Here is a 14,875-nt window from a genome sequence, read left to right as displayed (position 1 = left end):
TACGGCGCAAGGGAGGAGGGCAGGAAGTTCATCTGAACAACTGCAAAAGGCGTCATTCGCTCTCCTCCAAATGAAACTTTGTGCGGGCACGGGAAACGTGATTTCGCCTCAGGGAGAAGCTAATGGATGATCTCAAGTATGGAAGGCGGAACAAGCGCGGCGACTGGGCACCGACGCAGCCGGTTCAATATGCACCCCTGTTTCAGTTCCCAACCCGGATCATGGCGATCCTGAAATGGTTGCCCCATTATTTTTTTCCGTGGAACGCGATTTTCGCGGCTTCCGCGGTCGCATATTGGGCCTGGCTTATCCCTTCAGTTGAAACCATGCGCACGCTCGGTTTCGGCTGGATCGGTTGGCTGTATGCCGTTAATGCCGTCTGCGTATTCCTGTTTTACGGAGCATTTGAGCTGCATCTGTACGTACTGAAGCGGCAGGAAAACCGCTTCAAATATAACGGAAAATTTCCGTCCGAGCATAAAAACCAGGCATTCTGGTTCGAAAATCAGAACAAAGACAATATTCTGCGCACGTTTTTGTCAGGCGTCACCATCTGGACAGCCATCGAAGCCGGAATGCTCTGGGCCTACGCCAATGGCTACGCGCCTTGGCTGACCGTGGCCGAAAACCCCTGGACGCTGGCTCTTGTCGCGCTCGTCGTTCCAATCATCCATGAGTTTCACTTTTTCTGCGTGCACCGGCTGATCCACACGCCACTGCTCTATAAGTGGGTCCATTCGGTCCATCACAACTCGGTCAATCCGTCGCCATGGTCGTCCCTGTCCATGCATCCGGTCGAGCACTTGCTCTACTTCGGGACGGCATTTTACCACCTGATACTGCCGTCTAACCCCATCCTGTTGCTGTACCAGCTTCACTACGCAGGCTTCGGGGCGATCCCAGGCCATGTCGGGTTCGACAAGGTTGAAGTTGGCCGGGACAAGCTGGTCGATAGCCATGCCTATGCGCATTACCTCCACCACAAGTACTTCGAGGTGAACTACGGGGATGCGCTGATCCCGCTCGATAAGTGGTTCGGCACCTGGCATGACGGCTCGCCGGAAGGTGAGGCACAAATGCAGGATCGCTATCGCAAACGGAAAGAGAAGCTGGCAGCACGCAAAACGCGTGGGAGTGTCGGGGAGGCTGCGGAATGAGCTGGGTTTCCGCGTGCCAACTCGAAGACATCGAACAGGAGGGTGCCATTCGCTTCGATCACGGCGGACGCTCCTATGCGATCTACCGTGGCCCGGATGACAGCGTTTACTGCACCGCCGGTCTTTGCACTCATGAAGCTGTCCACCTTGCCGACGGCTTGGTGATGGATTTCGAAGTGGAATGTCCCAAGCATTCCGGCGCCTTCGACTATCGCACTGGCGAAGCCATTCGCCTGCCTGCCTGTGTGAACCTGAAAACGTTTCCCGCCGAGGTGGTCGATGGAGAAGTTCGCGTGGCTTTGAACTAAGGCCACCGAAACATCAGGGCCCCGTGGGCCTCCGGAACGTACCTGGGTGATCCGGCGCCCATTTGGGAGGAAGACATGAAATTAGCTTTAGCAGCGGCCGTGATGGCCGGACTTTTGACGGGTACGGTTTCGGCCGAGACCCTCGGCATTTCTATGCAGAGTTTTGATAACAATTTTCAAACGTTGCTCCGGGAGGGCCTGCAGGCGCGAGCTTCCGAAGTGAAGGGCACAAATGTTCAGTTCGAAGACGCCCAGACCGACATTTCCAAGCAGCTCAACCAGATCAACAATTTCATTGCTGCCGGCGTGGACGGAATCATTCTCACCCTTGCAGACGCGTCTGCAGCGCCGGGGATTAGTGAAGCCGCTCAGAAAGCCAACATTCCCCTGGTCTACCTCAATCTCGAACCCGGCAATGTCGGCCAGCTTCCTGACAAGCAAGCCTATGTCGGCTCAAAGGAAACGGACGCTGGCACACAGGCAGCACAAGCCGCGTGCGACCTTCTGAAGAAGAATGGCAAGGAGAGCACAGCCCAGGTCTATATCCTGATGGGCGATCTCTCTCATCAAGCCTCGCGCGACCGCACGTCGTCTTTCAAGGACACACTGGCCGCCGGAGACTGCAAGGGTGTAACCATCGCCGATGAACAGTCGGCCGCCTGGACACGGACCAACGCAATGGACATGACCACGAACTGGATCACGGCCGGCCGGCCGATCGATGTGGTTTACGCCAATAACGATGAAATGGCCCTTGGCGCGATCCAGGCGCTCAAATCTTCGGGTGTGTTTATGGACGATGTCATCGTCATCGGCATCGACGCGACGCAGGACGCTCTGGCAGCCATGACGGCCGGCGATCTGGATGCAACGGTGTTCCAGAATGCGAAAGCCCAGTCTGCGAGCGCAATTGATGCGGCGGTAGCCCTCATCAGCGGAAAGCCGTTGGAGCAGCAGGTGATGGTGCCATTTGAGCTCGTCACGCCCGCAAACATGAACGAGTACGCTCACCGCAACTAACCATTACTGACTGGCGCGTTTCGCGCGCCAGTCCCTTCGGGAGAGGAGCAAACTATGGGCGGTTTCATTATTGTCGGAGCGGGAGAAGCGGGAACCAGAGCGGCTTTCACGCTTCGGGAAGCGGGTTATTACGGGCCCATAAAGCTGATCGGGGCGGAAACTCACTTGCCTTATGAGCGCCCACCTCTTTCAAAGCCGGACAACGGCGCCGTAGCGATGAAGGTGATTTGTTCTGACGAAGCTCTCTTGAATGCGGGTATTACCTACCTTTCCGGCGCGGAAGTAGCGGAGCTCGATGGTGCGGGGCAGGCTATAATCCTGAGCGATGGCCGGTCGTTGGCTTATGACAAACTTCTCTTAGCCACCGGTGCACGTCCCCGGAAGCTGTCATGCCCTGGCGCCGGACGAGCGCTGGACTTCCGCACCTATGATGATGCGAAGGTCATTTTCGACAGCGCCTACGCCAGCCAGAGGGTCGCGATTATCGGAGGTGGTTTGATCGGGATGGAGCTCGCAGCGATGCTGCGTGGCAAAGACGTGATCGTCAGTGTCATCGAAACAGCACCGAAACCGCTCGGCCGAGCCGTACCACTGCGATTTGCCGCAAAAATGCACACGCGTCATGTTGACGAAGGCGTCGACTTTCATCTCGGCGTCGGCATTTCCGAAATTCTTGATAACACGGTCCTTCTAAGCAACGGTGCGGAAGTGCCAGCGGATGTTGTTGTTGCCGCAATCGGCGTCCAGCCGGAGATTTTTCTGGCTGAAAAAGCGGGCCTCGCGACCGGAAACGGGATCCTGACCAATCCATTCCTGCAGACGAGCTATCGCCATATCTTCGCTGCTGGAGACTGCGCCGCGGTCGAACAGCATGGCGGTGGGTATGTTCGGTTCGAGAGCTGGCGCAATGCTAGGAGCCAGGCCCAGACCGCTGCACGAAACATGGCTGGGGCCGGTGAAGCATTTTCGGCCATCCCCTGGTTCTGGACAGATCAATATGATCTGGGTCTTCAGGTCGCTGGGTTACCGCAGCCTCATCATCAAAGTGTGGTGCGCGCTCTGCCGATGGGAGAGCTTGAGTTTTATCTCGATGAGGGAACGTTGGTTGCGGCCGCCGGTCTCGGGATAGGAAACAGCGTTGCGAAGGACATCAAGCTCTCCGAGATGTTGATTGCTGCTGGCGTCAGCCCAGACCCGGCCGCTCTGGCCGATCCTGGGGTCAATCTGAAAACCATGCTCAAAACCGCGAAATCTGCATGATGCAGAAACTGAACGTTTTCCAGTCGCTCTGGGCCATGGAACGACGCCATACCGACGGCTTTGAACGCAGTCTTGACGAGAACATCGCCATGATCGCGAAAGCCGGATTTGACGGGGTCAGTGCCCATTACACTAACCGAAAAGACGTGGGGATATTGAACCAGACTATTGCCGGAACCGCCTTGAAGATCGAGGGCGTGTGCTTCCCGCGAAAGGTGGAAGACCTGATCCTTCCTCTGGAATTGGCAGCCGAGTATCCCGTCAGCCATATCAATCTGCAACCAGATGTCCGGTTGCGTCGCATCGAGGACTGCCTGCCGCTGCTCGACGGATGGATGCGACTCGCCGATGACGCCGGCATTCCGGTCTTCATTGAAACCCATCGCGATCGCATGACCACCGATCTCTTTTTCACGCTCGATCTGCTCGATCAACGGCCCGGTCTTCCGCTGCTAGCCGACCTTTCGCATTTCCTAGTCGGACGAGAATTTTCATTTCCAGTCGATGAAGAAAATCACGGGTTCATCCGCCGTATTCTGCAAAATGCGCGTTCCTTTCATGGTCGAGTTGCATCTCGTGAACAGGTGCAGATCGAATTGTCATTTCCACATCACCGCCCTTGGGTCGATCTGTTCCTCGGCTGGTGGGAAGAAGGCTTCCGGACCTGGCGCTCCCGCGCCAGGGGTAACGCAGAATTGGTTTTTACCTGTGAGCTCGGTCCCAAACCGTATGCAATTACGGGCAGGGACGGCAACGATTCAACGGATCGGTGGTCCGAGGCGCTTCAGCTTAAGGACATGATCCACAAGCTATGGGCAAGCACGGCACCACTTTAAAATACGAACAATGACCTGCGAAGCGTCCAATCTCTTCGCGAATGGAATGGGTAATATCATGAAATCACGCGCCGCTGTCGCCTTCGCTCCTGGAGAGCCTCTGCAAATTGTCGAACTGGATGTTGCCCCCCGGAAAAGGGCGAGGTCCTCATCAGGATTACCCACACGGGGGTTTGCCACACCGATGCTTCACGCTTTCCGGGGCGGATCCAGAAGGCATCTTTCCCATTGTACTCGGCCAAGAGGGTGCTGGCATCGTGGTCGAGGTCGGTCAGGGCGTGACGAGCGTCCAGGCCGGCGATCACGTGATACCCCCTATACACGGCTGAGTGCCGCGAGTGCCTATTTTGCAAGTCGGGGAAAACCAACCTTTGTGTGGCAGTACGCGCAACTCAGGGGAAAGGCCTGATGCCAGACGGCACAACGCGATTTTCCTACAACGGCCAGCCGATCTACCACTACATGGGATGCTCGACCTTTAGCGAGTATACGGTGGTCGCCGAGGTTTCCCTCGCGAAAATCAACCCTGAGGCAAATCCCGAACATGTCTGCCTCCTAGGGTGTGGCGTCACTACCGGAATTGGTGCCGTCCATAACACTGCCAAGGTGCAGGAGGGGGACAGTGTCGCGGTGTTCGGTCTGGGAGGCATTGGCCTAGCTGTCATTCAAGGCGCGAGACAGGCCAAGGCAGGACGTATCATTGCGATCGATACCAATCCTTCGAAGTTCGAGCTGGCACAGACTTTTGGTGCAACCGAATGCATCAATCCCAAGGATCACGCCAAGCCGATCCAGGAGCTTATCGTCGATATGACCGAATGGGGTGTCGATCACTCTTTTGAGTGCATCGGTAATGTTGGCTTCATGCGAGCTGCGCTGGAATGCACTCATCGGGGTTGGGGACAGTCGGTCGTCGTTGGTGTTGCTGGCACCGGTCAGGAGATCTCGACCCGAACATTCCAGCTTGTGACTGGTCGAACCTGGAAAGGGACGGCATTTGGCGGGGTGAAGGCCGTACCCAATTGCCTGGAATGGTCAAGGATGCGATGAGAGGCGATATTGAACTGTCCGCGTTTGTCACCCATACGATGGATATCGAGGCCATCAACGACGGCTTCGACCTCATGCATGAGGGCAAATCCATCCGTTCTGTTATCCATTATTGATGCCGCAAGAGTTTACCGACCGTGCCAACCTCCACAGGTTGCGGTCAAGGGAGAGGTGGCCTTCTGGCCACCTCTCTTGAATGGTAATTGTCGAAACCGCGAGATCGTGTTCGCAGAAGATGACTGGTAGCTCAGAAGGATCTGGAGTGAGCACTTCACGCCGAACTGACATTCACAGGCAATCCTTGGGTGACTCCTACGACGCGGAAATCATTTCCGCTTCGCGCCCTTATTTCCGTCATTCCGGAAGCTTTAGCGACCGCCCGAAAGCAGACGTAGCTCCGGAGAAAGCCGAAGACCCGATAGCCTGCGCGTGCAGGAAAAGCGCGAGGTGGCCCGCCAACTACTCCTGAAATCAATAGTAGGGGGAGACGCACGCCCGTCGCGGTCCGTGGAAGGGCTGGAACGTGTTGTCGAAATCCCTGTAGGACCGATAGCGGGCATAGCACCAGCGCGCATGTGTGTTGCCGCCATACTGGACCTGGCGGTTATAGCGTGGCACGTAATAGCGCGGACGGTAATAGGTCGACCCGTAGTAGCCCTGATCGGAGTAGCTGGGGCCATAATACCTCGGCTGTGCCAGCAATCCGCCGATGATTGCGCCAGTCGCGAGCCCGCCGAGTGCCCAAGCCCAATCGTCACCACCATGGTGGTGTCCATACCCGCGGTAGCCTCGATAGCCGCCCCGATATCCACGGTTGTAACCGCCGCGGTAACGCCTGTACTGGACCGGCTGCGCCTCTTGGAGTTCGATCTTCGGCACGGCAACGGTGGGAAACGCCATGGCCGGCGGGACGCTCGTCAGCGCCGTCAACATCGACAGGGCAAAGATTGCGAACCTTTTCATTGGCTTCACCTTTCCTCTAAGCGCCTCGCGTCGAATACGGCGCGCAAGGACGCTGTAGCCCTTTAAGTGCGCTGCCCAATTTACTCTAAAATAGATTTTGATTCGAGAACTTATGCACTAGCAGGAAAGCTTTCTTTCAAAATGGTCCATTCGCGTGGCCATCGCCGCGCGCGAAGAACGCATTTTATTGATCGCGAACGCCCGTATTGTGGGTCCTCTTTCCATCCGGTGCGGTCCTCCCCGACTCATTTAGAGGAGTGTGCGCATGCGCCGGCTGCAGCTTTGTTGAGCCGCCCTCGGTACTACTCACAGATCTTTCGCGTTCCTTGCTTCCCCGATCGCATAGAACTGGCCCCCTGCGACGTGGTGGATGCTTCGAAACTTCGGATCGGACGTCTCGAAGTGCCATCGCCCGTTGCGGAACACGCGATCGTCGGCCCAAGCCGCCGTCACCTCTGCGACAAAAAGATCGTACTCCTCCTGCATGTGAGGCTCAGGGATCAAGCTGCATGCGAGCCACGCTGAGCACCCGGTCAAGAATGGCATTTCATATCCAGGCATTTCGAAGAAAGAGGCGCCGGAATGCACAAGTTTGTCCCGATCGTCATACAGGCTCATTGTACCCAGCTTGTTGGTCAACCCAACTTGCTCGATCGTAGGCACCTGCACGACGAAACGCCCGCTATTCTCCACAAGCGTCCGGGTTTGCGCGGTCTTGTCCAAGACAACCGTGAGCTTCGGAGGATCGAAATCCAACCCGCAGCACCAGGCAACGGACATCACATTCTCGACGTCGTCATGTCTCGCGGAGACCAACACCGTTGGCCCGTGATTTATCAATCGGCCCCCTCGATCGAGGTCTACGGGTTGGATATGACTTTGCATTTCGGGCTCATCGCGCTGTTGAACAAATCTCGGACTTTTTTGCAGCTTGACCCTGCAAGGTCAACGGTGCCGCTCTGCTAGCGACTGCGGTGGAATCTTTGTTACCACACGCACAGCTAGGCCCGTCAATGCCGCTGACTGGCGCAGGTGAAAGCAGAACTCGAACCCTCGGGATACCCCTCAACACAGTCCCCGCGCTTCTGGCGCGGGATGGCGCTACGAGCGCGAATCGAGTGATGGGGCCGGATTACTAGTTACCAGGATCGGCGGTATGGAGGCAAACAGATCGATTAAGTAGCGGGGGTGTTGTCGGAGTTTAATTGCGGAGTACGAGAACCTTGTCAATCGAGTCGTGTGAGACAGCGATCGCTTTCTGTCTCACTTCACGCATGGAGCGCGGCACGAACTTTCCGTGCAAGATCGCCAAGCGTCGCCGGCTTTTGAAGGAAAATGACTCCTGGATCCAGCACACCGTTATGGACGACCGCATTGCGGCTATATCCAGTTGTAAACACCACCGGCAGTCACAGTCGCTTAATCCTTGCCTCGTCCGCAAGCTGGCGGCCATTCATCTGCGCCATGACAATGTCGGTGAACAGCACCGCCACATCTGGGCGCTGCTCGATAGTGGCGAGAGCCGCAATGGGTCCGTCGACGGCAATAACCGTATAAGCGAGCTCTTCTAGCATTCGAGTGTGGACCTCCCGGACGCTGGCATCATCTTCAACCAGAAGAACGACTTCGCTTGGAGACCCACGAGGTACGCTGTCGTTTCTCACATGTTGCGCAATGTTGTCCATGCCGTATTCACGTGGCAGGTAGATCTTCATCGTCGTGCCGATACCCACTTCGGAGTATATCTTCATATGCCCGCCGGACTGCTTCGCAAATCCGAATACCTGGCTGAGGCCGAGGCCCGTTCCCTTGCCCACCGGCTTCGTCGTGAAAAATGGGTCGATCGCCTTTTTGATAACGTCCTGCGGCATTCCGCAGCCCGTGTCAGTAACGGCAATCATGACGTACTGGCCAGGTTCGATTTCATGATCCGCAGCATAGGCATCATCGATATGGGCATTAGCCGTTTCGATCGTCAGTTTGCCACCATCTGGCATGGCGTCGCGCGCATTGACAGCGAGATTGAGCACAGCGTTTTCGAGCTGGTTCGCGTCGGCCTTCGTGGGCCACAGTCCTGAGGTCAGAACAGTCTCTTTCTGGATAACCTCGCCAAGAGTAGAGGCAAGGATCTCCGCCATGTTCGCCACCAGCTTGTTGGCATCTACGGTTTCTGGTGAAAGTGGCTGCTGCCGCGAGAAGGCCGGAAGCCGCTGTGTCAGCGTCGCGGCACGGTTTGCGCCATCCAGGGCGGCTGCTAACAATTTAGGAACTTCGTCAAGCGCGCCACGATCGATACGGCGTTGCGCCATGTTAAGGCCGCCGATTACTACGGCGAGCATATTGTTGAAATCGTGGGCAACACCACCGGTGAGGCGACCAAGCGCCTCAATCTTCTGAGCCTGATGCAATGCAGTTTCAGCGGCGACTTTTTCCTGCACTGCCTTCGCGATACGCTCCTCGAGGCTTGCGTTCAGGTCTTTCAGCGCCGTTGCCGCGCGCTCTGCCACCGCTCTAGCTTCGAGAAGTTCCTTTTCATAGTGGCGCCGGTAGGTAGCGTTAAAGATGGTAATCCGAATAAACCGGACAGCTCCCTCTTCTGCAATCCGTGCGACAGCGTTCACGAGCACAGGTAGGCGAGTCCCATCCGCCTTTACCATGTCGAGAGCGACTTCGTTGAATGCGCCCTGCATCGTCACCAATGGCGCGAAATGGGTCTCGAAGTAGATCTTCCCAGGCATGGTCAGGAAATCGATGAACCTGCGGCCAACGATCTTATCACTGGATAGGCCGAGCCAAGAAGACAGCGTTCTGTTGGCAAGCATGATGCGCCCGTCAGGTGCTGCCGAGATGTAACCGCAAGGCGCGTTCTCGAAGAGATCGACGAGATCGTCGACCTCGCTGCCAATCTGCTGGTTCATTCGATGTTCACAAACGACCGAATGGCCTCAGTCGTCTCTTTGGGATGGCTAAGGTTAGGGCAATGACCCGTTGCTTTCATCAAGACCAGCTTACTGTCCGGCAGTTTGGCATGCAGGTAGTGACCGACGGATACGGGAGCGATCACATCCTCAGCACATTGCAGGATTAGGGAAGGAACCGTCACGTTGTCGAGATCGGCTCGATTGTCGGCCATGAAGGTCGCTCGTGCGAAATGCTTGGCGATTTCCGGGTCAGTCTTGCAAAAACTGTTGGTCAATTCCTCCGACAACTCTGGATGCTCCGGATTGCCCATAATCACAGGCGCCATCGCCTGCGACCAGCCCATATGATTGCTGTCCAGGAACTCCAACAATTCGTCCACTTGTCCCTGGGTAAAGCCGCCGTGATAGTCACCGTCGTTGATATAGCGCGGCGATGGGCCGACCAGCACGAGCCTGGAGAACATGATCGGTGCCCTCGACGAGGCGAGCACGCCCATCATGGCACTCACGGAATGGCCGACGAAAATGCCGTCGTGGATTCCTAGCTCATGCCCGAGCTCAACGATGTCGGAGGCATATCCCTCAAGCGTCCCGTACTTCTGAAAATCATAGGAAGAATGGTCGGAGCCGCCGGCCCCGACATGGTCGAAGGTGACGACACGGAAATCGTCCTCAAACTGTGGTGCTACATTGCGCCACATATTCTGATCGCAACCGAACCCATGAGCGAACACCATTGTACGGGTACCGTTGCCGGTAATCTTCGCGTTATTGCGGCGGGAAAACGACATAGATGAGACCCTTCGTTTGTTCGAAAGATAATAGGTTCTGCCGCTCGGGTGACGTAAGCCTCTGATATTCGCAGAGACGTGTATTAGTCTAGCTAGCCATGCGGCCCCCCCCCAAATCCAGCTCTGAACATGGCTGTCCCTTGTCCGGCCGATGTCGGCTTACGCAATTTCATAAAGGAAGTCGCAGACGAGATCCGCGATGAGACCGGCTTGGGCGTCGCTCATGTGGGCGGCCGTTTCCACTGCGGTTGCCTCCACGTCACCCCGATCGACGGCGATCAGGTCGAGTATTCTTGCAAACTTGATTGTCAGTTCAGGATCGCAAGCGAACTCGTCGATTGTCACGCTCAGCAGGCTTTCGGTCGCGTCGATCAGCCGGGTCTGAATACTTTCAGGAGATGAGGCTAGCACTCGGACCGCTTCAAACAAAAGGGGCCGTGCTTTGGGGTATCTAATGTCCATCTTGTGTATCTTTCTTCTGGGGCCAGACCTCCGTGTGATGCACGGCGCGGATATGCGTGTCGTTGCTGTCTATCAGTCCGTCGATGTCCAATAAGATTGGCCTTGACTCGCAGTCTGTTTACGCTTGAAGCGCTTGAACTGCAGCTACGAGACGCCGTGGGTCAGGCCGAAGAACCGAGCGAGCGCTCCGGACCTGGGGCTCCGCTTTTTTAAACTCCCGGCATTCTTACACCAGAATTTCAAGGCCGCAATGCGCCCTTGTTGCCGTCATGCACCTTATCCGCTCGAGCTCCTGGAAGCCGTCAGTCTGCTAAACTCCGCGGAGGAGTCCTTGTGCCCTCTTATCCCGGAGCGTCAACGAGCAGATGCGAGCGAAGGCGTGGGAGGTCGAGCATTTTCCTGCCCGCGAGGTTCAATAAAGCTCGCGGAAGAGGATGCTCGCCCACTCGTCAATTCTTCGCGGCAAGCCTCGCCGAAATCGAGAAGAAAATTCATCGCGCCGGAACGCGCGAGGTCCCGTATCTGGGAGAGGGAGCGATTGGGGGTCAGGTAGGTTTCTACAATTCGTTCCATCGCTAATTCCGCTGCGTCCACAACTGGTCGAGACGAGATCAGACGCATTTGTGCGACCAGTGCATAAAGCAGAACGAGATCGGAGACATCGTCCTTCTGATGGCTTAGTGCATCGCCATAGAGTCTCGTGGCTTCGGCAATGAAATCCGAAAACAGCTTCTCGCGCTTGGCCGCCTCGACCTCGCGAAGCTTTTCCCTCACCTGTGACCGATGCGTCATCCAGGCAGTGGCGAACGAGGCTAGCCCGCCGATCGCGACGCCTGCGAGACCCGTCAGGGCAGAGATGTATGCTTCCATGAGAATTCTCCTCTCGGAACGATCCCGGCGGCACAGAAAATCGACGAGGCCGCTCGCCGCAGGCTCCGCGGCCGACGGGATCAACATCGGTTCTGCTACCCTTCTAGCGGAGGCCCCACCCAGATACCTTCCGGCACTGCCGGGATGCTGTTCACCAGTCCTTCGAGCATTCCTTGCAAGACGCTCTCGGTGAGTTCCTCCATCTTGTCGCCGGGACCGACGAGGCGGTCAACAAGCAACAAAGTTAGACCGTGCATCTGGGACCAGAAAACAAGGATCGCCCCATCGATTTTGTTAGTATTGGCCTGGGTGTCAGCAATTTGATGCCCGAGAGCGCCGTCGGAGATCGCGCTAACGATGAGAGCTTTCATATTGTAGGCCGCGGTTCTTTCGATCACCGGACGGCTCTCGCCCTGTCCGGCAAGGTAGCCACCGAACATCAATCTGTAGAGCGCCGGATTGTTGACGCCCCCGAAGACATATGCTCGCGCCATTGCTGAAAGTCTCTGACGAGGACTATCGAGTTCCCTGGTCGCTTCAGCCATGCGCTTCGCCAGCAATTCAAATCCAATTGCCGAGACGGCGGCCAGCAGTTCGCGCTTGTCGGCGAAGTGCTTGTACGGGGCGTTGTGACTGACGCCCGCCCGACGCGCGAGCTCCCGAAGCGAAAACTCCGTGCTCTGGGACTCGCTGAGAACGTCCAGCGCGGTCTCGACGATCACCCTGTGAAGGTCGCCGTGGTGATAGGGCCGCTGTTCCTTAGTGGAAATGTCTTGGGTCATATCCGTCCATTTATGTTTCTAAGTTGCTCATGTCAACTTTTTTCGCAAACGAAGTTGACATTGCCAACACTAAGCATTAAGTGGGCGATGTCAACATTATTTACCGACCAATACTGCAAATCATCCGCCACGCTGGCCCCATCCGTCATGACGCGCAACGAGAGTGACGTCGTCTACGACCACCTCGGAAACTGAGCACTCCTCACGGATCCTCAAACCGCAAAGGAAAACAAAATGAATGTCAATGTCGAAAGCCACGGTCTACGGCGTGGCGAACCGCTTGGAGCCGCCGCCATGGCCCAGCTCTTTACAGAAGCGCGGACCTACAACGCTTTTCACGAACTTCCCGTTCCTGACGCGCTCCTGCGCAAAGCGCTCGACCTCGCGAAGATGGGGCCGACCTCGGTGAACCAGCAGCCGCTACGCGCGCTTTTTCTGCGCTCGACGGCAGCCAAGGAGCGACTGCGTCCGGCGCTCATGCCCGGCAATGTCGAAAAGACCATGGCTGCACCGGTCGTCGCGATCATGGGCTATGATCTGGAGTTTTATGAACACCTGCCGTTTCTTCTTCCGCACGCCGATGCGAAGAGCTGGTTCGCTGGAAATCCGGACCTGGCTGCGCGAAGCGCCGGGCAAAACGGCACCCTTCAGGTCGCCTATTTCATTCTCGCGCTACGCGCCCTGGGCCTGGATGCGGGGCCGATCGGCGGCTTTGACCCCGCCAAGGTCGAGCAGGAATTCTTTCCCCGCGGCAAGATCAAGGCCAACGTCGTTATCAACATTGGGTACGGCAACGACGCCAAGCTGCACCCTCGCAGCCCGCGGTTATCGTTCGACGAGATGGCGACGATCCTATGAGCTTGCAACCCAAAGAGCGTCCGGAGGTAGGACGCCGATCCCATATGTGCAACTCACTCGCCTTATAACCACCTACCTCCGCAGCGGACGGCTGATCGTCGATCCGTCCGAGCTGGGAGTTGGTCGGGGCGGGCAAGCTTCGGCAAATGCCGCCCAGTCTGCTGCGGGACATATTCGTAGGATCGGCCGAGGAGCGGACAGCCCGCGCGGATTGGCCGACACCTCCGCTCGACAACACGGATCAGCGTTCAAATTGGATCACGGAGCACGACGGCATGCCGGTCGTCAAGGTCGCTGTTCTGGAGATCTCGAGCGATCTTCAATTGTAGCGCTGATTTGTCGGAAGAGGCTCGGCACCCGTTTTTTCGAATGAGTGTTGCTCCTGTCAACTTTTCGGCTCAACAATGTTGACATTGTCCACTCGGGAGCGTAAGTGGTCGCTGTCAACATTAGATGCCTCGCTAAACGCGTCAAATTTGAGCTGCCGGACAACCCGGCTCTCTCTGTGACCCAAACCATACCGGAGCAAAAATGCAGTCCTTTCGATTGCTGGGAATTGGTCTCGTCTGCGCAGTTCTGGCTGCCTGCGAGGAGAAAGCCGAAGTGGCACCGCCGCCTCAGCAGGTCCGCGCCGTTGCGGCGGCCGCCGCTCGGTATCAACCGGGCGCGGAAATCACCGGAGAGGTGATGGCACGGGTCCAGACCGAACTTTCCTTTCGGATCGGCGGCCGAATTCTTGAGAGAAGGGTGGAGGTGGGATCGCATGTCAAAGCCGGCGACGTCCTTGCGCGGCTCAACGACACGGAACAACAGGCAGATGTCAGCGTCGCCCGCGCCGCCCAGGAGTCGGCTCAGGCCGTCCTCGCACAGAGGACCCTGGCCTTCAACCGGGCGAGGACGCTCCTTCAGTCGGGGGCTATTCCGCGGTCGATCCTTGACGATGCGCAACAGGAGTTGCTGAGCGCGCAGGCTGCCCTCGAGGCCTCCGAGGCCGCCCTCGCGATGGCTGAGGACGCGCTGTCCTACACCGCATTGAAGGCGACCGCGGACGGTATTATCACGGCCCGCGGTATTGAAGCGGGGCAGGTGGTCTCAGCGGCCCAGTCCGCCTACACGCTCGCCCACGATGGTCCGAGAGATGCGGTGTTTGATGTCTTCGAGGCGTTCTTTCTGGATGGCCAGCCGCTGAGCGATGTGGATGTCGCTTCGGTCTCCGACCCCTCGCTCGACATCCACGCCAGCATACGCGAGGTCTCTCCCGTCATAGACACGAAGGAGGGCACGATCCGGATCAAGGTGGGGCTCCAGGAGGGCACGCCATGGTCCCTTGGGACGCCTGTGGTCGGCGAGCTACGGGCCTCGCCGCGTGACGGGATCGTGCTGCCCTACACCGCGATCGCATCAGCCGACGGCGAACCAGCCGTCTGGCTCGTCAACACCAAAGACCAATCCGTTTCGCTCCGGAAGATTTCTGTTGGCCGATACCGCCAGGGCGACTTCGTCGTCACCGCCGGCATCGCGGCACAAGACCTGATCGTCACCGAAGGCGGAAAGTTCCTCAAGGAAGGCCAGGCAGTCGCCTGGAAAGGCAAGTGAG

At 57.3% G+C, this 14,875-nt stretch carries 14 protein-coding genes and 1 pseudogene; 8 read left to right on the top strand and 7 right to left on the bottom strand.

What is annotated here, in order from left to right; translation table 11 throughout:
- Window positions 1–122 precede the first annotated feature (122 nt).
- The 6 genes and pseudogenes from ACP7E6_RS14460 (at window position 123) to ACP7E6_RS14435 (ending at window position 5,747) form a co-directional block, all read left to right on the top strand.
- Window positions 123–1,157, top strand: a complete 1,035-nt coding sequence (locus ACP7E6_RS14460; protein WP_426230422.1) for a sterol desaturase family protein — start codon at window positions 123–125, stop codon at window positions 1,155–1,157.
- Entirely contained in the window at window positions 1,154–1,465 is a 312-nt protein-coding gene (locus tag ACP7E6_RS14455) for a MocE family 2Fe-2S type ferredoxin (protein ID WP_426230421.1), read from the top strand. Before ACP7E6_RS14460 ends, ACP7E6_RS14455 begins: the two co-directional genes overlap by 4 nt.
- Window positions 1,466–1,540: 75 nt before the next feature.
- Complete coding sequence (locus ACP7E6_RS14450) at window positions 1,541–2,485, top strand: substrate-binding domain-containing protein (RefSeq protein WP_426230420.1); 945 nt, start codon at window positions 1,541–1,543, stop codon at window positions 2,483–2,485.
- 54 nt (window positions 2,486–2,539) lie between these two features.
- Window positions 2,540–3,745 carry an NAD(P)/FAD-dependent oxidoreductase gene (locus ACP7E6_RS14445; protein WP_426230419.1) on the top strand — a complete coding sequence of 402 codons (1,206 nt, stop codon included), beginning with the start codon at window positions 2,540–2,542 and terminating at the stop codon, window positions 3,743–3,745.
- Window positions 3,742–4,581: a sugar phosphate isomerase/epimerase family protein gene (locus ACP7E6_RS14440; RefSeq protein WP_426230418.1), complete on the top strand. Its 840-nt coding sequence runs from the start codon at window positions 3,742–3,744 to the stop codon at window positions 4,579–4,581. Before ACP7E6_RS14445 ends, ACP7E6_RS14440 begins: the two co-directional genes overlap by 4 nt.
- A gap of 58 nt (window positions 4,582–4,639) precedes the next feature.
- Window positions 4,640–5,747, top strand: a pseudogene (locus ACP7E6_RS14435) (S-(hydroxymethyl)glutathione dehydrogenase/class III alcohol dehydrogenase).
- Between the two features lie 355 nt (window positions 5,748–6,102).
- On the opposite strand, the gene ACP7E6_RS14430 reads toward ACP7E6_RS14435, so the two are convergent.
- The 7 genes from ACP7E6_RS14430 to ACP7E6_RS14400 form a co-directional block, all read right to left on the bottom strand.
- Window positions 6,103–6,594 (bottom strand): BA14K family protein, encoded by a 492-nt coding sequence (locus tag ACP7E6_RS14430; protein WP_426230417.1) that lies wholly within the window; start codon window positions 6,592–6,594, stop codon window positions 6,103–6,105.
- Between the two features lie 306 nt (window positions 6,595–6,900).
- Entirely contained in the window at window positions 6,901–7,479 is a 579-nt protein-coding gene (locus tag ACP7E6_RS14425; RefSeq protein WP_426230416.1) for a flavin reductase family protein, read from the bottom strand.
- A gap of 524 nt (window positions 7,480–8,003) precedes the next feature.
- Entirely contained in the window at window positions 8,004–9,512 is a 1,509-nt protein-coding gene (locus ACP7E6_RS14420) for an ATP-binding protein (protein WP_426230415.1), read from the bottom strand.
- Complete coding sequence (locus ACP7E6_RS14415; protein WP_426230414.1) at window positions 9,509–10,306, bottom strand: alpha/beta fold hydrolase; 798 nt, start codon at window positions 10,304–10,306, stop codon at window positions 9,509–9,511. Before ACP7E6_RS14415 ends, ACP7E6_RS14420 begins: the two co-directional genes overlap by 4 nt.
- A gap of 159 nt (window positions 10,307–10,465) precedes the next feature.
- Window positions 10,466–10,768: a hypothetical protein gene (locus tag ACP7E6_RS14410; protein ID WP_426230413.1), complete on the bottom strand. Its 303-nt coding sequence runs from the start codon at window positions 10,766–10,768 to the stop codon at window positions 10,466–10,468.
- Window positions 10,769–11,122: 354 nt separating this feature from the next.
- The gene (locus ACP7E6_RS14405) at window positions 11,123–11,638 is read right to left on the bottom strand and encodes a hypothetical protein (protein WP_426230412.1); all 516 of its coding nucleotides are present in this window, start codon (window positions 11,636–11,638) and stop codon (window positions 11,123–11,125) included.
- A 95-nt stretch (window positions 11,639–11,733) separates the two neighbouring features.
- On the bottom strand, window positions 11,734–12,420 hold the full coding sequence (locus ACP7E6_RS14400) for a TetR/AcrR family transcriptional regulator (RefSeq protein WP_426230411.1): 687 nt from the start codon (window positions 12,418–12,420) through the stop codon (window positions 11,734–11,736).
- 234 nt (window positions 12,421–12,654) lie between these two features.
- Here ACP7E6_RS14400 and ACP7E6_RS14395 point away from each other — a divergent pair, with 234 nt between their 5' ends.
- Complete coding sequence (locus ACP7E6_RS14395) at window positions 12,655–13,278, top strand: malonic semialdehyde reductase (RefSeq protein WP_426230410.1); 624 nt, start codon at window positions 12,655–12,657, stop codon at window positions 13,276–13,278.
- A 531-nt stretch (window positions 13,279–13,809) separates the two neighbouring features.
- Window positions 13,810–14,874: an efflux RND transporter periplasmic adaptor subunit gene (locus ACP7E6_RS14390; protein WP_426230409.1), complete on the top strand. Its 1,065-nt coding sequence runs from the start codon at window positions 13,810–13,812 to the stop codon at window positions 14,872–14,874.
- Window position 14,875: the final 1 nt, after the last annotated feature.

Origin of the sequence: Pararhizobium sp. DWP3-4, assembly GCF_049898205.1 — a bacterium.
Lineage (GTDB): Bacteria > Pseudomonadota > Alphaproteobacteria > Rhizobiales > Rhizobiaceae > Pararhizobium.
This window is presented reverse-complemented; position numbering and strand designations above follow the sequence as displayed.